The 20,526-nt window shown below is 74.4% G+C and carries 19 protein-coding genes; 10 read left to right on the top strand and 9 right to left on the bottom strand.

Annotated elements, in window-relative coordinates:
* The first annotated feature begins 5 nt into the window (after positions 1-5).
* A complete protein-coding gene (locus ACZ4XJ_RS33455; protein ID WP_468498361.1) occupies positions 6-968 on the top strand; it encodes an acyl-CoA dehydrogenase family protein in 963 nt (320 codons plus the stop codon).
* Between the two features lie 337 nt (positions 969-1,305).
* Positions 1,306-1,755, top strand: coding sequence for an ATP-binding protein (locus ACZ4XJ_RS33450; protein WP_468498360.1), 450 nt, complete (start codon positions 1,306-1,308; stop codon positions 1,753-1,755).
* Between the two features lie 29 nt (positions 1,756-1,784).
* Here ACZ4XJ_RS33450 and ACZ4XJ_RS33445 read toward each other — a convergent pair whose 3' ends face one another.
* The 3 genes from ACZ4XJ_RS33445 to ACZ4XJ_RS33435 all read right to left on the bottom strand — a co-directional run bounded on the left by ACZ4XJ_RS33445 (position 1,785) and on the right by ACZ4XJ_RS33435 (position 5,431).
* Positions 1,785-3,443 (bottom strand): pentapeptide repeat-containing protein, encoded by a 1,659-nt coding sequence (locus ACZ4XJ_RS33445; protein ID WP_468498359.1) that lies wholly within the window; start codon positions 3,441-3,443, stop codon positions 1,785-1,787.
* Between the two features lie 118 nt (positions 3,444-3,561).
* Positions 3,562-4,134 carry a hypothetical protein gene (locus ACZ4XJ_RS33440; RefSeq protein ID WP_468498358.1) on the bottom strand — a complete coding sequence of 191 codons (573 nt, stop codon included), beginning with the start codon at positions 4,132-4,134 and terminating at the stop codon, positions 3,562-3,564.
* A gap of 370 nt (positions 4,135-4,504) precedes the next feature.
* Positions 4,505-5,431, bottom strand: coding sequence for a cyclase family protein (locus ACZ4XJ_RS33435; protein ID WP_362879468.1), 927 nt, complete (start codon positions 5,429-5,431; stop codon positions 4,505-4,507).
* A gap of 108 nt (positions 5,432-5,539) precedes the next feature.
* On the opposite strand from ACZ4XJ_RS33435, the gene ACZ4XJ_RS33430 reads away from it, so the two are divergent.
* From ACZ4XJ_RS33430 to ACZ4XJ_RS33420, 3 genes are all read left to right on the top strand, one after another.
* Positions 5,540-6,451, top strand: coding sequence for an SDR family NAD(P)-dependent oxidoreductase (locus tag ACZ4XJ_RS33430; protein WP_468498357.1), 912 nt, complete (start codon positions 5,540-5,542; stop codon positions 6,449-6,451).
* 98 nt (positions 6,452-6,549) lie between these two features.
* Positions 6,550-7,749: an acyl-CoA dehydrogenase family protein gene (locus ACZ4XJ_RS33425; protein ID WP_468498356.1), complete on the top strand. Its 1,200-nt coding sequence runs from the start codon at positions 6,550-6,552 to the stop codon at positions 7,747-7,749.
* Positions 7,746-8,813, top strand: a complete 1,068-nt coding sequence (locus ACZ4XJ_RS33420; protein WP_362879462.1) for a Zn-dependent alcohol dehydrogenase — start codon at positions 7,746-7,748, stop codon at positions 8,811-8,813. The genes ACZ4XJ_RS33425 and ACZ4XJ_RS33420 overlap by 4 nt, the downstream gene beginning before the upstream one ends.
* Before the next feature lie 114 nt (positions 8,814-8,927).
* Here ACZ4XJ_RS33420 and ACZ4XJ_RS33415 read toward each other — a convergent pair whose 3' ends face one another.
* On the bottom strand, positions 8,928-9,548 hold the full coding sequence (locus ACZ4XJ_RS33415; protein WP_362879528.1) for a flavin reductase family protein: 621 nt from the start codon (positions 9,546-9,548) through the stop codon (positions 8,928-8,930).
* 169 nt (positions 9,549-9,717) lie between these two features.
* Here ACZ4XJ_RS33415 and ACZ4XJ_RS33410 point away from each other — a divergent pair, with 169 nt between their 5' ends.
* On the top strand, positions 9,718-10,644 hold the full coding sequence (locus ACZ4XJ_RS33410) for a hypothetical protein (protein WP_468498355.1): 927 nt from the start codon (positions 9,718-9,720) through the stop codon (positions 10,642-10,644).
* A 100-nt stretch (positions 10,645-10,744) separates the two neighbouring features.
* Entirely contained in the window at positions 10,745-11,527 is a 783-nt protein-coding gene (locus ACZ4XJ_RS33405) for a VOC family protein (RefSeq protein ID WP_468498354.1), read from the top strand.
* Positions 11,528-11,544: 17 nt separating this feature from the next.
* Here the strand turns inward: ACZ4XJ_RS33405 and ACZ4XJ_RS33400 are convergent, their stop codons facing one another.
* The 3 genes from ACZ4XJ_RS33400 to ACZ4XJ_RS33390 all read right to left on the bottom strand — a co-directional run bounded on the left by ACZ4XJ_RS33400 (position 11,545) and on the right by ACZ4XJ_RS33390 (position 16,113).
* Positions 11,545-12,279, bottom strand: a complete 735-nt coding sequence (locus ACZ4XJ_RS33400; protein ID WP_468498375.1) for an enoyl-CoA hydratase/isomerase family protein — start codon at positions 12,277-12,279, stop codon at positions 11,545-11,547.
* Between the two features lie 225 nt (positions 12,280-12,504).
* On the bottom strand, positions 12,505-14,739 hold the full coding sequence (locus ACZ4XJ_RS33395; RefSeq protein ID WP_468498353.1) for an acetate--CoA ligase family protein: 2,235 nt from the start codon (positions 14,737-14,739) through the stop codon (positions 12,505-12,507).
* A gap of 210 nt (positions 14,740-14,949) precedes the next feature.
* The gene (locus tag ACZ4XJ_RS33390) at positions 14,950-16,113 is read right to left on the bottom strand and encodes a flavin-containing monooxygenase (protein WP_362879454.1); all 1,164 of its coding nucleotides are present in this window, start codon (positions 16,111-16,113) and stop codon (positions 14,950-14,952) included.
* 399 nt (positions 16,114-16,512) lie between these two features.
* Here ACZ4XJ_RS33390 and ACZ4XJ_RS33385 point away from each other — a divergent pair, with 399 nt between their 5' ends.
* From ACZ4XJ_RS33385 to ACZ4XJ_RS33375, 3 genes are all read left to right on the top strand, one after another.
* The gene (locus ACZ4XJ_RS33385) at positions 16,513-17,289 is read left to right on the top strand and encodes a maleate cis-trans isomerase family protein (protein WP_468498352.1); all 777 of its coding nucleotides are present in this window, start codon (positions 16,513-16,515) and stop codon (positions 17,287-17,289) included.
* 94 nt (positions 17,290-17,383) lie between these two features.
* Complete coding sequence (locus ACZ4XJ_RS33380) at positions 17,384-17,836, top strand: DoxX family protein (protein WP_468498374.1); 453 nt, start codon at positions 17,384-17,386, stop codon at positions 17,834-17,836.
* A gap of 77 nt (positions 17,837-17,913) precedes the next feature.
* The gene (locus ACZ4XJ_RS33375) at positions 17,914-18,366 is read left to right on the top strand and encodes a Zn-ribbon domain-containing OB-fold protein (RefSeq protein ID WP_362879522.1); all 453 of its coding nucleotides are present in this window, start codon (positions 17,914-17,916) and stop codon (positions 18,364-18,366) included.
* On the opposite strand, the gene ACZ4XJ_RS33370 is transcribed toward ACZ4XJ_RS33375, so the two are convergent.
* Together ACZ4XJ_RS33370 and ACZ4XJ_RS33365 are read right to left on the bottom strand one after the other, a co-directional pair.
* The gene (locus ACZ4XJ_RS33370) at positions 18,342-19,712 is read right to left on the bottom strand and encodes a tetratricopeptide repeat protein (protein ID WP_468498351.1); all 1,371 of its coding nucleotides are present in this window, start codon (positions 19,710-19,712) and stop codon (positions 18,342-18,344) included. The genes ACZ4XJ_RS33375 and ACZ4XJ_RS33370 overlap by 25 nt on opposite strands.
* Before the next feature lie 62 nt (positions 19,713-19,774).
* The gene (locus ACZ4XJ_RS33365) at positions 19,775-20,437 is read right to left on the bottom strand and encodes a pyridoxine/pyridoxamine 5'-phosphate oxidase (RefSeq protein ID WP_362879448.1); all 663 of its coding nucleotides are present in this window, start codon (positions 20,435-20,437) and stop codon (positions 19,775-19,777) included.
* Positions 20,438-20,526: the final 89 nt, after the last annotated feature.

The raw sequence follows: 20,526 nt of genomic DNA, 5'->3' as shown, positions 1-20,526 counted from the left end.
CGGCCGTGGACTTCCAGCCGACCGAAGACCAACGGGACCTCAAGGCGACCCTGCGCGACCTGCTCGCCCGCCGCTGGGGACGCGAGGCGCTGCGGACCTCACTGGACTCCGGGACCGCCCTCGACCGGAACCTGTGGCGGGAGCTGGGCGAGGCCGGCTTCTTCGCGCTGCGCCTGCCCGAGGTCGACGGCGGGGTCGGCCTCGGCCTCCCCGAGGCCGTGCTCCTGTTCGAGGAAGCCGGCCGGGCCCTGCTGCCCGGCCCGCTGGTCGCCACCCACCTGGCGGCCGGCACCGTACCGGGGGCCGCCGCGGGCACCACCGTCGTCACCGCCTTCGACCTGGGCGGCGACCTGATCAGCCACCTCGCGGAGGCCGACGCCGTCCTCGGCGCCCCGTCGCCGCCGCCGGGCGAACCGGTCCGCTCGGCGGACCCGCTGACCCCCCTGCACCGGGCCCGGCCCGGCGCCGGGACCCCGGCCGGCGACCTCGCCCCGTACCGGGACGCGGGAGCGCTGCTCACGGCGGCCCTCCAGCTCGGCAGCGCGCTGCGGACGCTGGAACTGGCCGTGCGGTACGCGGCCGAGCGCGAGCAGTTCGGCAGGCCGATCGGCGCCTTCCAGGCCGTCAAACACCTGTGCGCGGGCATGCTGGTCCGCGCCGAGCTGGCCCGTACGGCCGTGTACGCGGCGGCGGTGACGGCCGCCGGGGCCGAGGGCCCCGGCGGGATCGCCGCCGCCAAGCTCCTCGCGGACGCCGCGGCCGTGGCCAACGCCCGGGACTGCCTCCAGGTCCACGGCGGCATGGGCTTCACCTGGGAGGCGGACGTCCACCTCCACCTGAAGCGGGCCTGGGTGCGCGCGGAGCAGTGGCGCACGGCGGGGGAGGCGGAGGAACTGCTGGCCGTGGAACTGCTGGCCGCGGAATCGGCGGCTGCGGAAGTTGGACTTGGCGGCGCCGTAACGGGGTAGGAGCGTGTGGCGGTCGCTCACCGTGACCGCGGGGCACGGGAGGAACGGGGCGGGACGCATGTCCGATTACGGAGAGTTGATATCGGTTTGTGTCCTGGGTCCAGCCCGATCCGGGCCGAAGGCGGGGGTGTGCTCCGGTACGCTCCCACGAATGCGAGCGGTTGAGCGGCGCGAGCGTCGCACAGTATGCACCACGCCTACTCCTTCGCGCTGGAATATGCCCGAAGCGCTTGTTGTGGTGACTGTATGTCAACCATGCTGCACAGCACGGGGATCACATTCCGTGATCCCATCCTGTCGCGAGGCGAAGTGTCCGCCGGTTCGGATGGTGTGAGCGGTGCAGGTGCTTCAGGTACAGCTGGAGGTAGGACCGGACCCCGCCGAGGTCGGGCGGGCGCGCCGCTGGGCGCGGTCCCGGATGGCGGGGTGCGGTGTGCGGGACGACGAGCCGCTCGCCGAGACGTTGATCCTGCTGATCTCGGAACTGGTCACGAACGCGGTCGTGCACACGGGCTGTCCGGCCGTGCTGCGGATGCTGTTCGGCGGGCCGGGGGTGCGGGTCGAGGTCGCCGACTCGAGCGACCGGGCGCCGGCCCCCCGGCAGGCCGCCGGGGACGACACCGGCGGGCGCGGCCTGGAACTCGTCGACGGGCTCGCCGACCGGTGGGGCTGGCAGCGCGAGGGTGCGGGCAAGCGCATCTGGTGCGAGATCGACCGGGCCGAGCCGAGCGGGACCGCACCCGACGAAAACTTTGCCCACCATCGGGAACCGCGCGTGTACCTCTAACGAGGTGTTGACGGATTGTCACCTGTTGATCACCCTGGTGGTGAGCGATTCGTGGCGAGGGGACGCCAAGGGCCCTGCCTTGACGAGTGCGGGTCGCGGGGTGGCGGCTGCCGTGCCGCGCTCGGGGTGTGCACGGACACACGCCGCCACCCGCTGGTCTTGAGGGGTTGCGTGCGGGGGCGGGGCGGGGCGGGGGCGCCGGGGTGGCGCCGGTCAGCTGCCGGCTCCGCCGGGCGCCTTGGGGGTACGGGTGCGGCCGGGGGCGCGATGACCCGTACGTCGCCGCCGCGGGACCGGAGCCAGTCCTCCAGCGCGGACCCGACGAGCGGGTGACGGCTGCCGTCCGGTGCGATCAGGCCGGCCGGGCCGAACACCGTCCCGGTCAGCCCCGTCACGCGGGTGCTGTCGTCCAGCAGCACCTCGAAGGAGTTCTCCCGCACCCGCGCCCCGCTGAGGTCCGCCCCGCGCAGGTCGGTGTCCAGGAGTGCGGCGCCCAGGACGCGGGCGCCGCGCAGGCTCGCGCCGCGGGCGTCGGCGCCGTAGAGCTCCGCGCGGACCAGGTCGGCGCCGTCGAGGACGGTCCCGCGCAGGTCGGCGCCGTCGAGGACGGCCCGTACGAAGCGGGCGCCGGTGGCGTCGGCGCCGCAGAGGTCGGCGCGCTGGAGGTCGCAGCGGTAGAAATCCGTCCCGACGAGCCGGGCGCCGGCGAGGCGGGTTTCGGTGAACAGGGTCTGCGAGAAGTCGGCGCCGGACAGGACCGCCCCGCCGAGGTCGAGGCCCGTCAGGTCGGCCGCGGCCGGGAAGCCGGCCCTCACCCACTCCCACAACCAGCGCGCGCCCTCCGGGTCTGCGGGCGGCAGCACCCGCCACGGCAGCACGACGGGTCGCCGACGCCGGTACCAGGGGGCGGGGGTCGGGCGGGCGGCGCCGTCCGAGCCGGTGCTGCTCGGGCCCGCGTCGTTCTCCGCGTCGTTCTCCGTGCCGTTCTCCGTGCCGATCTCCGCGCCGTCGTCGTCCACCGTCACGGCCCGGAAGCGGGCGTCCAGCGCCGCCAGTTCGGGGTCTTCCGCGAGGTCGGCGAGCTCGTCGCGGGAGGTCAGGACGTCCCGGTACAGGTCGAGTCCGTACCAGCGGACGGGCGGCCAGTCGGCCTCCATGCGGCAGATGAGGTCCGCCCACCGCCACAGCCGCGGGTCGGTGCCGGCGGGGGCGAGCGGCAGGTTGGCCACGACCTCGGGCAGCCCCTGCACCGGGGCGTGCGGGAACGCCGCCACCCCGGCCTGGGTGGCCAGTACCAGGCAGCCGGTCTCGTCGCCGTCCGGCTCCTCGATCCGGGCGAAGGTGGCGCCGCCGGTGGGGGTGAACACGCGCTCGATGTCGGGGCGGCCCCCGTCCAGCAGTACGGTCGTCCCCAACTCCCGGGCCAGGGACCGTCCGAGGGCCCCGGGGGTCGGTGGCTCCGTGACGGCGGGTACGGCGTAGATGGAGAGCGCGCAGGCCAGGTCGCCCCGGTCGAGGTACGCGTACCCGCAGGTGATCGGAGCGTCCCAGTTCCGTCCCTCGGCCTCGTGCTCGGGTCCGACGTCGACCCCCCGCGCACCCACCCCGAAGGCCTCGCCGAGGACCCGTACGAGGTCTGCCGGCGCGGGCCGTGCGGCGGTCAGGAACCCGTACGCGTGCCCACGCATCCCGCGCCGCCCCCTTCCCTGGTGTCCCGGCCCAGGATGCCGGACCGGCGGCGCGGGTGGGTGCCCCCGGCCCGGGGGGTGGGGGCCGGGCGGCTGGGGAGGCGTCAGGAGGAGCGGGTCAGCAGGGGCGGATGTGGTAGACGGGGGTCCAGTAGGCGGTGCCGGTGGACTTGGCGACGTTCGACCAGCGTTCGCTGCCGTTGTCGTTGTAGAACCGGGCCCGGGTGCCCGAGGTCTGGTTGTTGTGGAACGTGCCGTCGCCGATGCCCCAGAAGTCGTAGTAGCCGCACCGGTAGAAGTCGTAGGTGTCGCCCCGGCCGTCGGTGATGCACAGGTGGCCGTGCCCGCAGGCGAGCGCGGTGTTCGGGGAGGCCAGGTCGCGGGCCTCCGGCCGGCCCGGGACGGCGAGGGTCAGGGCGCCGCCGGCGGTGGTCATCCGGTTCGCGGAGACCTGGCGGGCCGCCGGGTCCTTCGCGAGGACGGCGTCGACCCGCTGCTGGAGGGCGGCCGCCTGCGGGGCGCTCAACCCCGCGTCGCGGGCCTGCCCGAGGTGGGCGGACCGGGCGGACGTCGAGTCGGTGGCGGTGGAGCCGGTGGAACCGGTGGCGTCGGAGGCGTGGGCGGTCAGGACGGGGCCTGCGATCAGGGCCGCGGTCGCGGTCATCATCGCCAGGATCTTGCGCGGTGACATGGTGGAACCCCTCTGATTCGGCGTCCGGGAAGCCGCGCGCCCGTGACGGCGGCCTGAAGACGCGTGACCATCCTTTCGAAGGTCACCCGGGGTCGAGAAGGGCGAAATCGGCCTCGCTGCGGCTCTTGTGGGCATACCTCAGGGTTCCCCGAGCCCCAGCAGCCCCGCCCGCAGTCCCACCGCACCCGGCCGGAACCCACGGGTGCGGCCCCCGCCCCCTTGCCCGGCCCGGGCTCCCCGCCCCACCGCCCGCCCCGCGGGCCCACCGCCGCGCCGGTGGCGCGAAGGGCGCGGAGCGCGGGCGGGGGCGACGGAACCGTACGGAACGCCGCGCCGCCGCGTCCGGGCGCGGGCCCCGGGAGGGGGTGGGTCAGAAGACGGCGATCGGGGCCACCGGGGTGCCCGTGCCGCCGACGAAGGGTTCCGGCATGGCGGAGAGGAGGAAGGAGTAGCGGGCCTCTTCCGCACAGGCTGTGGACAACTCCTCCAGGTTCCAGTTCTGACCCTGGTGCATGCCCATCTCGACCAGGTCCAGGGCGTGCACCGGCAGCCACAGGTTGTCGATCTCCGGCGGGAAGATCTCGAAGGTCAGGGTGTCGTTGGCGACGGCCGCGACGTCCCGGGCGTGGAACCACTGGGGGGTGCGGACGGACAGGCCGGGTGAGGGGAAGCCGTAGCCGTGCTTGTCGCCCGCCAGGTAGACCTGGATCTGGCCGGTGCGGACGAGGACGATGTCGCCGGCGCGGACCGTGACCCCACCGAACTCCTCCGCCTCCACGAGGTCCTCGGGGGTCACCGCGTGGCCGCCCGCCAGCCGGTCCACGCCCTTCGCGCGGGCCACGTCCAGCAGGACGCCGCGCGAGACGATGTGCCGGGCCTTGTCGATGCCGCTGAACGCGGCGCGGGAGTGCGCGGTGACGGAGGAGGCCGGGCGGCCGTTGTAGATCTTCCCCGAGTGCGAGACGTGCGTCAGGGCGTCCCAGTGGGTGGCCGCCTGGAGTCCCATCGTCACGGCGTCGTCGCTGCACGCCACCGTGCCCGGGCCGAAGATCTCCTGGTTGATCTGCACCATCGTGTGCAGCGGGTTGATCCGGCCCGGGATCATGCCGACCTGGACGCCGTCCTCTTCCAGCGGGAGCGCGAGCGGGACCCGGCGGCCCCTGCGGACGCCGGCGGCCGCGGCCCGGACGACCGGGTCGGTGATCAGGTTCAGGGTGCCGATCTCGTCGTCGGCGCCCCAGCGGCCCCAGTTGTTGACGCGCTTGGCGATGTCGTGGAACTCGGGGGGCAGGGACATGGGCCTCATCAGCTCCTGGTGAAGGTGGCGGCGACCGGGTCTTGTGCTGGTGCGTCGGGCTGCCCCTAGAATCTAACGGTCCGTCAGAAAACGCGGGAAGGGGCCGGCATGGGGAACTTCTTGGCAGACAAGGTCGTCGCCGTCACGGGCGCGGGCCGGGGCATCGGGCGGGCCGTGGCGCTTGCCGCGGCCGCCGAGGGAGCCTCGGTCGTCGTCAACGACTACGGCGTCGGCATCGAGGGCGGGGAGCCGACCAGCGAGGTCGCCGCTTCGGTCGTGAAGGAGATCACCGCCGCGGGCGGGGAGGCCGTCGCCGTGGCCGACGACATCTCCACCATGGCCGGCGGCCAGCGCGTCATCGACACGGCCCTCGCCCGGTACGGGCGCGTCGACGGGGTGGTGTGCGTCGCCGGCATCCTGCGCGAACGGATGCTCTTCAACATGTCCGAGGAGGAATGGGACCCGGTCCTCGCCACCCACCTCAAGGGCACCTTCACCGTCTTCCGCGCCGCCTCCGCCGTCATGCGCAAGCAGGGCACGGGCACGCTCATCGGCTTCACCAGCGGCAACCACCAGGGCTCCGTCGCCCAGGCCAACTACAGCGCGGCCAAGGGCGGAATCATCTCCCTCGTCCGCAGCGCCGCCCTCGGCCTCCACAAGTACGGGGTCACCGCCAACGCCGTAGCCCCCGTCGCCCGCACCCGGATGTCCGCGGGCGTCCCGATGGAGCTGAAGGAGATCGGGGAGCCCGAGGACGTCGCCGCCCTCGTCACCTACCTGCTCAGCGACCGGGCCCGCGCCGAGAACATCACCGGGCAGGTGTACACGATCGCCGGCCCGAAGATCGCCGTGTGGGCCCAGCCGCGCGAACTGCGCGCCGGGTACGCCGAAGGCTCCTGGACCCCCGAGAAGATCGCCGACTTCCTGCCCGGGACCGTCGGCACCGACCCGATGCCGATGCTCGCGCAACTGGAGGCGATGGCCCGGGCCGCCGCCGCCAAGGACCGGCCCAACGCGTGACCCGCGGCCCGGGGAGGGGCGCGGGCGGCCGAAGCACGGACGACCCCCGCCGTCGCACCACCGATCGCCGTCCCGCCGACGCCTGACAGGGAGACCGCATGGACTTCAGCCTCGGAGCCGGCGACGAGGAGCTGCGCGCCCGCGCCCGGACCTGGCTCACCGCCCGCCTCGACGGACCGTACGCGGACCTGCGCGGCCTCGGCGGGCCGGGCGCCGAGTACGAGGGGACGCAGCAGCGGCGCGACTGGGAACGGGAGTTGGGTCGCGGCGGCTGGATCGGGCAGGGCTGGGACGTCCCCGCCGGCGCGTACGGGCAGCAGCGGCTCTCCCTCACCGGCCAGGTCGTCTGGGCGGAGGAGTACGCGGCGCTGCGCGCGCCCGGCCGGGTCGGCCACATCGGGGAGAACCTCCTCGCGCCGACCCTGATCGCCCACGGCACCCCCGAGCAGCAGGCCCGGTTCCTGCCCGGCATCGCCCGCGGCGAGGAACTGTGGTGCCAGGGGTACAGCGAACCGGACGCCGGGTCGGACCTGGCGGGCATCCGTACCGTCGCCGTGCGCGACCCCGCGGACGGGCTGCCGCGCGTCACCGGGCAGAAGATCTGGACCTCCCTCGCCCAGGACGCCGACTGGTGCTTCGTCCTCGCCCGCACCGAGGCCGGCTCCCGCCGGCACCGGGGCCTGTCGTTCCTGCTGGTGCCCATGGACCAGCCGGGCCGCGTCGAGGTCCGCCCGATCCGGCAGATGTCGGGCACCGCCGAGTTCAACGAGGTGTTCTTCGACGGGGCGGTCGCCACCGAGACCGTCGGCGGGGAGGGCAACGGCTGGAGCGTCGCCATGGGCCTGCTCGCCCTGGAACGCGGCGTCTCCACCCTCGTCCAACAGATCGGCTTCGCCGCCGAACTGGAACGCGTCCTGGCCGACCACCTCGCCGCCGGCGCCCCGGACCCGGTCCTGCGCGAACGCCTCGTCCGGCAGTGGGCCGAACTGCGCACCATGCGCTGGAACGCGCTGCGCACGCTCGGCTGCGCCGGTGACCCGGGGGCGCCGAGCGTGGCGAAGCTGCTGTGGGCCGGCTGGCACCGGCGGCTCGGAGAGCTGGCGGTCGAGGTCCGGGGGGCGGCGGCGACGGCCGGGCCGGTGCCCTGGGCGCCCGACGTCCCGTACGAGCGGGGACTCGACGAGGCACAGCGGCTCTTGCTGTTCACCCGGGCCGACACGATCTACGGCGGCTCGGACGAGATCCAGCGGAACATCATCGCCGAGCGGGTGCTCGGCCTGCCTAAGGAGCCCAGGTGAGAGGCGTCGTGTTCGACGGCAAGCAGGCCCAAGTGGTCGACGATCTGGAGATCCGCGACCCGGGACCGGGGGAGGTGCTCGTCGCCGTCAAGGCGGCCGGGCTGTGTCACAGCGACCTGTCGGTGATCGACGGGACGATCCCGTTCCCGCCGCCGGTGGTGCTCGGGCACGAGGGCGCCGGGGTGGTCGAGGCGGTCGGCGCGGGCGTCACGCACGTGGCGGCGGGCGACCACGTCTCGCTGTCCACGCTCGCGAACTGCGGGGCGTGCCCGGACTGCGACCGGGGGCGTCCGACAATGTGCCGCAAGGCGATCGGGATGCCCGGTCAGCCCTTCCGTCGGGGCGGGAAGCCGCTGTTCCAGTTCGCCTCCAACTCGGCTTTCGCGGAGCGGACGATCGTCAAGGCCGTGCAGGCCGTGAAGATCCCCCGGGACGTGCCGCTGACCTCGGCGGCGCTCATCGGCTGCGGGGTGCTGACGGGCGTCGGGGCGGTGCTGAACCGGGCGAAGGTCGACCGGGGGGAGAGCGTCGTCGTCATCGGCACCGGCGGGATCGGCCTGAACGTCCTCCAGGGCGCCCGGATAGCCGGCGCGACGACGATCGTCGCCGTCGACGCGAACCCGGCGAAGGAGGCGGTGGCCCGGCGGTTCGGGGCCACCCACTTCATCGACGCGTCGGCCGCCGGGGACTCCTCGGCCGCCGTCCGCGAGATCCTGCCGACGGGCGCGGACCACGCCTTCGAGTGCGTGGGCAACGTGAGGTTGATCCGGCAGGCCGTCGACCTGCTGGACCGGCACGGGCAGGCGATCCTGCTCGGGGTGCCGGGGTTCAAGGAGGAGGCGTCGTTCCTCGTCTCGTCCATGTACCTGGACAAGACGATCATGGGTTGCCGGTACGGGTCCTCCCGCCCCCAGCGCGACATCGCCCTGTACGCGGAGTTGTACCGGCAGGGCCGGCTGCTGCTCGACGAGCTGGTGACGGAGGTCTACCCGATCGAGGACTTCGCCAAGGCGGCCGACGACGCCCACCACGGGCGGGTGGCGCGCGGGGTGCTCACCTTCTGAGCGGGGGGTACGGGTCCGGCCCCGCGCCCCGGGAGGGGGCGGCGGGGCCGGGGTGCGGGGTGGGGTGCGGACCGGGGTGTGGGGTGGGGTGCCGTGAGGTGGCGTCGTCCTCCGTCAGGGGGCGAAGCGGCCGAAGCGGCCCTGGTGGAAGAGGAGCGGGTCGCCCTCGCCCTCGGCGCCCATGGCCGCGACGCGGCCGACGACGATGAGGTGGTCCCCGCCGGTGTGCACGGCCTGGATGCGGCAGTCGATCCAGGCGGGCACGTCGTCGAGCTGCGGCGAGCCGGTGACGGGCGCCGGCCGGTGGCCGACCCCGGCGAACTTGTCGGCTCCGCTGACGGCGAACCCCCGGCACAGCGCGCCCTGTTCGGCGCCCAGGATGTTGACGCAGAACACCCCGGCGCGGGCGATCCGCGGCCAGGTGGTCGACGTACGGGCCACCATGAAGGTGACCAGGGGCGGGTCGAGGGAGAGCGAGGCGAAGGACTGGCAGGCGAAGCCCGCCGGGCCGTCCTCGCCCTCGCCCGGCGGCGCGGTGATGACCGTGACCCCGCTGGCGAACCGGCCCAGTACGGCCCGGAACTCCGCGGGACCGACGGGCGCGCGCTCGTCCCGACCGACGGCCCGCAGCGCGGGCCGGGGCAGAGCGTCGACGGACTCCGGGGCCGCGGATGCGGGGGCGCCGGCTGACCTGAGGTATCGGACGACGGTGGCCGCCATCCCTGCGTGTCCCATCACACCCCCGATTGAAGCTGACGGGTCGTCAGATGGGAAGGGTCGCGTTGAGGTCGCGCGGGGGGTGCGGGGTCGTGCGGGGGTCCCGGCCGGTGGTGGTGCGGGTGGGGGGTAGGGTGCGGGCAGCAAGTGATTGAACTTGTTCAAAACTGGATGCGGGGGCGACGCCATGACGCACGACGAAACGGTCCGCCCGGCCACGTTCCTGGGCCGGGAACTTCCCGCGGCGGCGGTCATCTCCGCCGGACAGCCCCTCCTGCTCCTCGCCGCGGCCTTCGTCCTCACCGGTCTCGCGGGCCCGTACGACCACGACCGGGGCGAAGGGGCGTTCGGAGCCGTCCTCCTGACGGGGCTCCTCCTCCTCTCCCCGCTGCTGCTCCCCGTGCTCGGCCTGCTGCACGCGGCCCTGTTCGCCCTGCCCGTCACGGGTTCCGCGCACGCCCTGGGCCGGCGCGGCCGCGTACCGGCCGGCGTCTGGGCCGTACTGCTGACCGCCGCGCTCGCCGCGCTCTACGCGGCCGCCGGCCGGTGGCGGTTCGACCTCCCCTACGGGCCGACCTGGGCGTGGGTGGCGGGGACCGGGCTGCTCCCGGTGGCCGCCGCCCGCTACGCCCGCGCCCGCGACGTCCGCCCGTGGGGCATGATCCGCCGGGCCGCGGGCGTAACGGGTGCGGGCCTGCTGCTCCTCGGAGGCGGCCACGCCGCGGGCCTGGCCGGGCTCCTGCCGGAGTACCGGCCGCCCCGCCTCGCGGCGTCCGAGTACGCCGGGACGTGGACCGGCGACGGGGGCGCCCGCCTGGTGCTCCACCGGGACGGCACGATGAGCGCCGAAGCGCTGCCCGTGGTGGCCCGCGACGGTGGGATCGACCGGTGCACGGGCGACGGGACGTGGAGCTTCGACCCCGAGGCGGCGCCGGCGAACCGGGACGGGGTGTGGCTCGACATCCGGTCCTGTACCGGATCCGTACCCGCCTGGCGGATCTCGGGCACGACCGAGCGGCCCGAGTTGTTCACGTGGCTGTACGGCCCGGACGCCGACGTGCTGAAGGTCCTCCGGTCGGACGCGGACGCGGACGGGGCTCGGGCGTTCGGGTGAACCGGGGGCGTGCGGGGCGGCTCGTGCGGGGGCGCTCCGGCGGGCGGGGGCATCGTGGCCCGGGACCGTGCAGCCCCGTACGCCCTCAAGGAGGAACCCCATGCTCGGCACCGACTTCCGTACCGGCTCGCCCAACTGGCTCGACCTCGGCAGCCCCGACACCGCGGCGGCCGCCGCGTTCTACGGGGCGGCGCTCGGCTGGGACTTCGCCTCGGCCGGGCCCGAGGCGGGCGGGTACGGCTTCTTCCAGGTGGACGGGAAGACCGTCGCCGCGCTCGGCCCGCTCACCGAGGAGGGGGCGACGTCCGCGTGGATGCTCCACTTCATGACCTCCGACATCCAGGCCACCACCGATGCCGTGCGGGCCGGCGGCGGGGCGGTGCGGATGGAACCCGGCGACGTCATGGGCGAGGGGTGGCTCGCCCAGTTCACCGACCCGCAGGGCGCCGAGTTCGCGTGCTGGCAGCCCGGGGGGACGGGCGGGCTCGACCTCACCTCCGCCGAGAAGAGCCTGGTGTGGGCGGAGCTGCACGTCCCGGACCCGCTCGCGGCCCTCTCCTTCTACGGCGGGGTGTTCGGGTGGCGGCACTCCGAGATGGGGATGCCCGGGATGACGTACCGGGTGCTGTCCATCGCCGACGGGGAGCAGCAGGAGGGCACCTTCGGCGGGGTCGCTCCGCTGGGTGACGAGGGCGGGCGGATCCCGCGGTGGGTGCCGTACTTCAACGTCCCGGACGTCGACGGGGTCGCCGCGGCGGCGTTGGGGGCGGGTGGGTCGGTGCCCATGCCGGCCGAGGACATCGCCGGGGTCGGGCGGATCGCCTGGGTCGCCGACCCGGCGGGGGCGGTGTTCGCGCTGCTGAAGCCCGACCCGCGGGGCTGATCGCGGGCCCCTCCTGGTCAGCGGCCCAGGTACTTGGGGGTGCGGCGCTCCACGAAACCGGCCACGCCCTCGTTCGCGTCGGCGGTGGTCATGTTGAGTTCCTGGGCGGTGGCTTCGGCGGCGAGCGCGGTGGCCCGGTCACCGTCCAGGGAGACGTTGACCAGCTGCTTCGTGAGGGCGAGGGCGCGGGTGGGGCCCTGGGCGAGGCGCTCGGCCCAGGCGCGGGCGGTTTCCTCCAGCTCGTCGGCCGGCACCACCTTGTTGACGAGGCCGAGGCGGGCGGCGTCCTCGGCGGGGACGGCGTCGCCGAAGAACAGCAGCTCCTTCGCCTTCTGCGGGCCGACGAGGCGGGGCAGCAGGTACGCGCCGGCGCCGTCCGGGACGAGGCCGCGGCGGACGAACACCTCGATGAAGCGCGCCGGTTCGGCGGCGAGGACGAGGTCGCAGGCGAGGGCGAGGTGGGCGCCGATGCCGGCGGCGGTGCCGTTGACCGCGGCGATGACGGGTTTTTCGCAGTCCAGGACCGCGGTGATGAGGCGTTGGGCGCCGAGGCGGATCATGCGGGTGACGTCGCCGGCGATGCGGTTGCCTCCGGCGGTTGCGGGGGTGGGGCCGCTGCTGCGGAGGTCGGCGCCGGCGCAGAAGCCCTTGCCGGTGGCGGTGATGACGACCGCCCGGACGGCGGGGTCGGCGGAGGCGTCGGTGAGCAGGGCGATGACGCGTTCGCGTTGGTCCCGGGTGAGGGCGTTCATGGCCTCGGGGCGATTGAGGGTGATCCAGGAGACGCTGTTCTCGATCCTGTGGCGGATCTCGTCCGAGGGGGTGAGGGTCACGGGTGCCTCCTGGGGGGCGGGGTGGGGTGGGGGTCCGGTTCGGGTTCGGGGTCCGGGGCCGAGCCCCGGCTGCGAGTCCCCGCCGGGCGGTCCGGGTCGGGCGTCCGGTTGTGCCGGGGAGTGGCCCCGTACCGACCGGCCAGGTCAGCGGCAGATGGCGAGGGCGTCCAGGGCCACCGCGCCCTGGCCCCGGGGGAGGACCATCAGGGGGTTGATGTCCAGTTCGGAGAGTTCGTCGCCCAGTTCGAGGGCCATCCGCTGGACGCGGAGGATGACTTCCACGAGCGCGTCGACGTCGGCCGGGGGTGCGCCCCGTACGCCCTCCAGGAGCGGGTGGCCGCGCAGTTCGGTGAGCATCGTGCGGGCCTGGTCCTCGCCGAACGGCGGCACGCGGACCGCCGCGTCCCGCAGGACTTCGACCAGGACCCCGCCGAGGCCGACGGTGACGGTCGGGCCGAAGAGGTCGTCCTGGGTGACGCCGACGACCATCTCGACGCCGCGTTCCACCATTTGGCAGACGAGGATCCCGTCCAGGGGGATGTTCTCGTAGCGGGCTATGTCGGTGAGTTCGCGGTACGCGTCGCGGATCTGGCTCGCCGAGGTGAGGGCGACCTTGACCAGGCCGAGTTCGGTCTTGTGGCCGAGTTGGGGGCCGGAGGCCTTCATGACGACCGGGTAGCCGACGAGTCCGGCCGCCCGTACGGCGGCCGCCGCGCTCGTCACCAGTTGCTCGCGCGGTACGCGGATGCCGTACGCGCGCAGGAGCTGCTTGGCGGAGTGTTCGCTGAGCTGCTGGCCGGGCCGCATCAGGGCCTGGGCCTTGCGGTACGAGGGGGAGGGGGTGCGGGGTGCCTCGTCGAAGGGGGAGCGGTAGGACGCGGTGAAGCGGTGGTGGGCGAGGTAGGCGCGGACGGCGGTGATGCAGTTGCCGAAGGTGCGGAAGGTGGCCACGCGGGAGGAGCCGAGGAGGGTGGTGCGGTAGGCCTCCTCGGTGCCGACGGGGGAGCCCCAGATCACGCAGATGAGCTTGTCGGTCTGCTCGGCGGCGTCCACCAGGTCCTGGGCGAGCTTGTCGCTCATCGGGGGGAACGGCCCGGTGATGGGACAGATCAGGACGCCGACGGACGGGTCCGCCAGGATCGTGTCGATGATCTTGCGGCCGCGCCAGTCGCCGACGGGGTGGCCGCCGTTGTCGACCGGATTGGAGACGCCGAGGTACGGCGGGATCCACTGGTGGAGTTCCGCCTGTTTGGCCTCGGAGAGGGTGGGGAGCGTGAGGCCCGCTTCGGTGGCCAGGTCGGAGAAGTGGGCGCCGGTGCCGCCGGAGATGGAGTAGACGACGACGCCGTCCGCCCGGGGCGGCCGGGCCCGGGCGAGGAGGGCGGCGGTGTCCTGGAGTTCGTCGAGTCCGTCGACGCGGATGACGCCGAACTGCCGCATGGCGGCGTCCACGACGGTGTCCGCGCCGGTCAGCTTGCCGGTGTGCGAGGCGGCCATCCGGGCGCCGGTCTCGGTGCGGCCGACCTTCACGGCGACGACGGGGACCCCGTTGCGGGCGGCCCGGTCGGCGGCGAGGAGGAAGGAACGGCCGTCCTTGAGGCCCTCCACGTAGCAGGCGATGGCCCCGACCTCGGGTTGTTCGGCGAGGTAGGAGATGAAGTCGGCGGTCTCCAGGTCGGCCTCGTTGCCGGTGGGAGCCCAGTGGGAGAGCCGGATGCCGAGTTCCTGGAGGGTGTAGACGGGCCGGCCCTGGTGCCCGGACTGGGTGATGAGGGCGATGGCCGGCCCGTCGAGGTCCTGGCGGAACTCCTCGAAGGCGTTGAGGTTGGTGTTCGGGCCGAGCAGGCGCAGCCCGGAGCGCCGTACGGCGGCGGCGAGCCGCGCCTGGGCGGCGGCGCCGGCCTCGCCGGTCTCCGCGAAGCCGGACGCGAAGGCGACGGCGAACCTGACCTTGGCCTCGGCCAGTTCCTCGACGACGGGCAGCGGATCGGCGACGAGGATCACCGCGAGGTCGACCTGTTCGGGCAGGTCGGCGACGGCGGCCAGGCAGGGCAGGCCGAAGACGCTCGGACGGGTGGGGTGCACGGGGTACACCCGGGCGCCGACGCGCTCGGCCCAGGCGAGGAGTTGGCGGGTGATGCCGGTGTTGGGTCTGCCGTCGGCGTCGGAGGCACCGATGACGGCCACGGACTCGGGCCGGAAGAACCGGTCCAGGTCGGGCACATCGGAGTGCAGGGGCCGTCCGCTGACGTCCAGGGCGATCGCGCCCTCGGAGGAGGGCGCGGCCGTGGAGTGGACGGCCGTCCTGGGGGTCTCCCCGCAGGCCTCGACACGTGCGCGGAAGTCGGTGGTGAGGGTGCCGTGAGTAGATCCAAGCATCGTTCCGCCCGCTCCTGCTCGATGAACCTCGATGGACCTCGGTGTACTTCGGTGGAACGCGAAGCAGTCCATAGCTGACGCGTAGTCAGATTACTGAACTGACGCGCCGTCAGGAACAGGGATGCGCAGGAAAGGTGGTGGAGGTGGTGTGTGTGCCCGAAGTTCGAACGGTGGCAGATCCGTTCGGGGGTGGTCCAGAGCGGTTTCGGCCTACCGACGCTTGCGGCGGGACAGGGACTTCGCGATCTTTTCGGCGTCCAGGGCCAGTTCGCGCAGCATGCCGCTGATCGGGTTCGTGTAGCCGGTGAAGTACAGGTCCGGAGCGCCCTGCGGGCTGCGTCCGCCGTGTACGAGGGGTCGACCGCGCCCGTCGAGGACGTCGAGGTGGCCGACCAGGTCCTCCAGGGCGCGCCGGTAGCCCGTCGCCGCGACCACCGCGTCCGGGGTGATCCGCGCACCGTCGGCCAGCACCACTTCGGCGCCGTCGAAGGAGACGACCGCCGCGACCGGCTCGACCCGGCCGCCGCGCACCGCGTCGATCAGGCCGACGTCCTGCACCGGGATCGCCCCTTCCCGGACCCTGCTGTACAGGCCGGTGGTGGGACGCGGGAGCCCGTACGCCGACAGGTCCGGCACGGAGAGCCTCGTGACGATCGCCCCGAGCCGGTCCACGAGCCGTACGGGCAGCCTGCGGACGAGGATCCCCGTGCGCTGGGAGGGCCAGCCCGCGGTCGAGCGCCGCAGGACGTGCGGGGCGGTCCGCACCGCGAGGCGCACCCGGGACGCCCCGCCGTCGGCCAGGTCCACGGCTATCTCGGCGCCCGTGTTCCCGACGCCGACGACCAGCACGTCCCGGCCCGCGTACGGCTTCGGTTCGCGGTACGCGGCGGCGTGCAGCAGTTCTCCGGTGTACGTGTCCGCGCCCGGCCAGTCGGGCAGCGCCGGGGTGTGGTTGAAGCCGGTCGCCACGACCACCGCCCGGGCCGCCAGCAGGCGCCCGCCGCTCGCGTGGAGGGTCCAGCCGGCGCCGTCGGCGGCCCGCTCGATCCGGGTCACCTCGACCCCGGTGACCAGCTCCAGCTCGTGGAACTCGGCGTACTTCTCCAGGTACCGGACCACGTCCGCCCGCGCGACCCACCGCCCGAACCGGCGCGGCACCGCCAGCCCGGGCAGGGCGGACAGGCGCCGGGTGGTGTGCAGGCGCAGCCGCTCGTAGTGGCCCCGCCAGGAGGCCCCGACCGCGTCGGACTTCTCCACGACGACGGCGCGCACGCCGCGCGCGCGGAGCGCGGCGGCGACGGCGAGGCCGCCGGGACCGGCGCCGATCACGTACACGGGGCGGGGCTGGGTGTTCATGTCGGGCTGCTCGGGCATGACGGGTGATCGTATCGACACTCAGAGTTGATGGGTCTCGGACAAGGAGTGAATCGATTGCGGAACGATCACGGGGGGCTGGATTGACCGTTATGGGGGGAGTGCGGGTGGTGCTTCGTGGGGGTGGGGCCGCTCGGTCCGCCGTGTTGGTGCCGTGTTGGTGTCGTGTCGGTGCCGCGTTGGCGACGTGATCCTCGGCCCGCGTGGCCGTCGTCGCGCCGGCCGCCGTGGTCGTCGGCCCGTCGGCTCGCGTGGCCGTCGGCGTCCCGGCCGCCGCGGTCGGCGTTGCCTCGCGCCGGGGTGGGTGTCCCGCTGTCACAGTGGGGGCCCGTCCGTCCCGTGGGGGCTCGCGGCCGCCCGCGCCGGCCCCCGTTCCGGAGAGGAGCAGGTGAGTACCTGATGTGGCAGCCCGACGGGTGGGACGTACGCGTCCGCCTCGGAATCCTCACCCCGCACGCCGACGTCGGCCCCGAATCGGAGCTGCGCGCCATGGCCCCGCCCGAGGTGGGCCTGCACGCCGCCCGGGTGCCGTTCGCCGCCATGGCCGGCGGCGGGGCGATGGCCCCCACGATCCCGCTCGGCCCGGTGCGGGCCTTCGCCGAACCCCCGCACGTGGACGCCGCCGCCGAACTCCTCGCCGCCGCGCCCGTGGCCGTGATCGGCTACGCCTTCACCAGCTCCGCGTACGTCATCGGCGCGCGCGGCGAGGCGCACATGCTGGCCCGGCTCGGGGAGCGGGCCCACGGGTTGCCGGTCGTCGCCACCTGCGCCGCCGTGGTCGAGGCGCTGCGCGTGCTGGGGGTCGAGCGGATCGGCCTCGTCGACCCGCCGTGGTTCGACACCACCCTGAACGACCTGGGACGCGGGTACTACGAGGAGGCCGGGTTCGAGGTCCCGTACGCCGCCCCGTGCGGGCTCCCCGGCGAGCAGCGCGCGGTCCGGCCGAAGGCCCTGCACGACTGGGTGGCCTCGCGGCTGCCCGATACCGCCGACGCGGTCGTGATCGGCGGCAACGGGTTCCGTTCCGTCGGGGTGATCGGGGCCCTGGAGGCCACCCTCGGTCGGCCGGTGTTGACCGCCAACCAGGTACTGCTGTGGGCCGCCCTGCGCGCGGCGGGCGCCTCCGCGGAGGGCGTCACCGGGTACGGGCGGCTTTTCGGGGGTCCGGGGGCGTGACCGGCTCCCGGGGCCTTGCGGGATCGGCCCCGATCCGCTGAACTGACGTACCGTCAGATCGGTGTGGGTGAGGGACGAGGGGTGGGGGCTGCCGATGCAGACCATCTGGCTCAGCGGAGCCGAATGGCTCGCCGTGCTGCGCATAGGCCTCGGGCTGTGGTGGCTGGAGAGCTGGCGGCACAAGGACAAGAAGGGCTGGTTCGAACGCGGCACCGGCATCGCCTGGGCCGCCGACGTCGCCGGCAAACACCGCTGGTCGTTCGTCAAGAGCGGCTTCACGAAGGTCGTCCAGCCCCGCCCCCGGCTCATCGCGTACGTCGTCGTCTACGCCGAACTCGCCCTGGGGCTCGGCCTGGTGTTCGGCTTCCTGACCCCGGTGGCGCTCGTGGGCGGCCTGTTGCTGAACCTGCTGTACCTGGTACTGATGATCCACGACTGGGCCGAGCAGGGGCAGAACGCGATGATGGCGCTGATTTCGCTCGTCGCGCTGTTCGCCATGAGCTGGCAGGCCTGGTCCCTCGACGCCTTGATCGGACTCTTCCTGTGACCGCCCCCGGTGCTCCAACCCCGGGCGCCGACCGCGCCCCCGCCCGCTCCGCCGCCGTCGCCGCCGTCCGTCATGACCTGCCCGAGGTGGACGAGTTCACCCGGCCCTACTGGGACGCCGCCGCCTCCGGCCGCCTGCTGCTGCGCCACTGTGCCGACTGCGGACGCCACCACCACTACCCGCGCGAGTTCTGCCCCTCCTGCTGGGCCGGCGAGGACCGCGTCACCTGGCAGGAGGCGAGCGGGAACGCCACCCTCTACACCTGGTCCGTGATCCACCGCAACGACCTGCCCCCCTTCGGCGGCCGCGTTCCGTACGTGGCCGCCGTCGTCGACCTCGCCGAGGGCCCCCGGATGATGACCGAGGTCGTCGCCTGCGCGCACGAGGACCTCCGCATCGGCATGCCGCTCCGGGTCACGTTCCGGGAGGCGACCGAGGACGTACGGGTACCGGTCTTCGAGCCGGCGGGTGGGGACGGGGACGAGGGCTCCGGTGGCGGCGCCGGTCACCACGGCGGGGCCTCGCGGTAGACGGTGGGCGGGGGCGGGGCCGGTAGCGGCCTACGGAGCACCGCCACGGCCTCCCCGATCCGGCCCAACGCCATGAGCAGCTCCGCGAGGGGCTTGCGGAGGTCCGGGTCGCCCGGATCCAGGACGGCCACGGCCTCCTCCGGCCGGCCGGCGCCGGCCAGCAGCCCGGCCACGACCTCCGCCGCGTACGTACTGCCGCCCTCCGGGTGCGCCCGGAGCTCCGCCACCGCCTGGTCCACGCGGCCGCAGGCCGCGAGGAGCGCGGCTCGCATCCGCAGCAGGTCCCACTCCTCGCAGTCGGGCGGATCCACGATGCCCGCGAAGCGGGCCAGCCCCTCCTCGGCGCGGCCCCGGTCGACGTACAGCGTGCACAGGGCGTCGAGGACGCAGTCCGAGTGCCCGCCCCGCGCGGCGGGCAGCGCCGCCAGGACGTCGATCGCCTCCTCACCCCGCCCGTGCCGGACGAGCAGCTCCGCCAGCCGCAGAGCGGCGTGCGAGGAGGCCGCCGCCGACGGGCGGTACACCTCGACCGCCCCCGCCACGTCCCCGCGTTCCTCCAACCACCGCGCGAGGAACCGTTCCGCGTTCCCGCCGGGTTCCTGCGCCGCGTACGCCCGCAGCTCCGCCGTCCGACCCAGCCGGGCCAACAACCCGGCCAGCGGATCCCGGCCGTTGACCGTCCCCGCGCCGGGCCCGTGCGCGCGCAGCAGCGCCACCGCCTCGTCGGTCCGGCCCTGCCGCTCCCGGACCGCCGCCAGCAACGCCGGCGCGTCGGGCGGCTCGACGTACGGGGCCCCGCACTCCGTGTCGCCGCAGGCCGCGCAGGCGCGGCCCGGCGCGATGCGGTCCGCCAGCAGGGCCGCCACCTCCTCGTCCCGACCGAGTCCGGCGCTCACCTCCACCAGCGGCCCCGCGAGGAGCCGCTCCGCCACGTGCGGGCGCAGCAGCTCGTACGCCTCCTCGGCCCGGCCGGCGCGGGCCAGCAGCAGCGCGAAGTCCCGTAGCGCGGGGTGCTCCCCGGCCGCCGCGCGGGGGCGTACGAGGTCCAGGGCCTCCGCGACGCGACCCCACGCGCCGAGCAGCCCGGCGGCCTCCGCGACGGCCGTCCACCAGCCGGTCGCGACGTACGGGGCCAGCACGGAGCGCGCCTCGTCCTGCCGCCCCTCGGCGCCGAGGAGCCGCGCCCGGGCGCGGGCGCAGAACCACTCGCCGTCCAACGCCAACTCCCGGACCGTGTCGGCGTGTCCGTGGTCCAGGAGGTACGCGACCAGGTCGGGCGGTACGCAACCCGCGTGCAGCCGGGTGCGCCGGTCCAGGTCGTCGGGGTCGAGGGCCGGGGCGTTCATGCGGCGAAGGGTAGAGGCGGGGGGCTTGGGCGTCGCCGGCCGGGGTGACGGGGGCGTCCGGGCTACGGCCAGAGCAGTTCGCGTACCCAGCCCGTGCCGTCGGTGGGACGGCGGTAGCGCAGGCGGGTGTGGCGGCGGGCGGCGTCACCCTGGAAGAACTCCACCTCCGTCGGGGTCAGGACGTACCGGGTCCAGGTCGGTGCGGGCGCGTCCGGATCCGTACCGGCCCGCTCCCAGGACTCCGCCGAGACCCGCGCCAACTCGGCGGTGGAGGCGAGCACTTCGCTCTGCCGCCCGGTGAGCGCGGCGGCCAGCGCCCCGCGCGAGCGGACCGCCAGGTCCGCCCGGCTCTCCTCGGGCCCGCAGGCCGTGACCGGGCCCCGGACGCGGACCTGCCGGCCCACCAGCGGCCAGTAGAACCCGAGGGCGGCCTCCGGGTGGGCCGCCAGCTGGACCCCCTTGGCGCTGGTGGCGTGCGACGCGAAGTGCCAGCCCCGGTCGTCGGCCTCGTGCAGCATCAGGGTCCGTACGTCGGGCCGCCCGTCGGCGTCCACCGTGGCCAGGCTCATCGTGTGCGGCTCGGGCTGCCCGGCCCGCGCGGCCCCGACGAACCAGTCCCGGAACAGGGGCAGGGGCTCGTCCGGCGCGGCCTCGGCGTCGAAGCGGGGAAGCGGGGTGTCCCACACCCGCAGGGAGTGCAGGGTCTCGTGGAAGTCGCTGGTCATGGGACCAGGTTAGGGCGGGGGTGGGGGTGTGCGGGGTGTCCTTGATCGGGATCAGGGAGGGGTTTGGGGTGTCCCCCAAAAGAACGGTC

This window comes from Streptomyces sp. NPDC029836 (genome assembly GCF_055574495.1).
The sequence above is the reverse complement of the archived record's forward strand: the minus strand, read 5'-3'. Positions and strand labels throughout refer to the sequence as shown.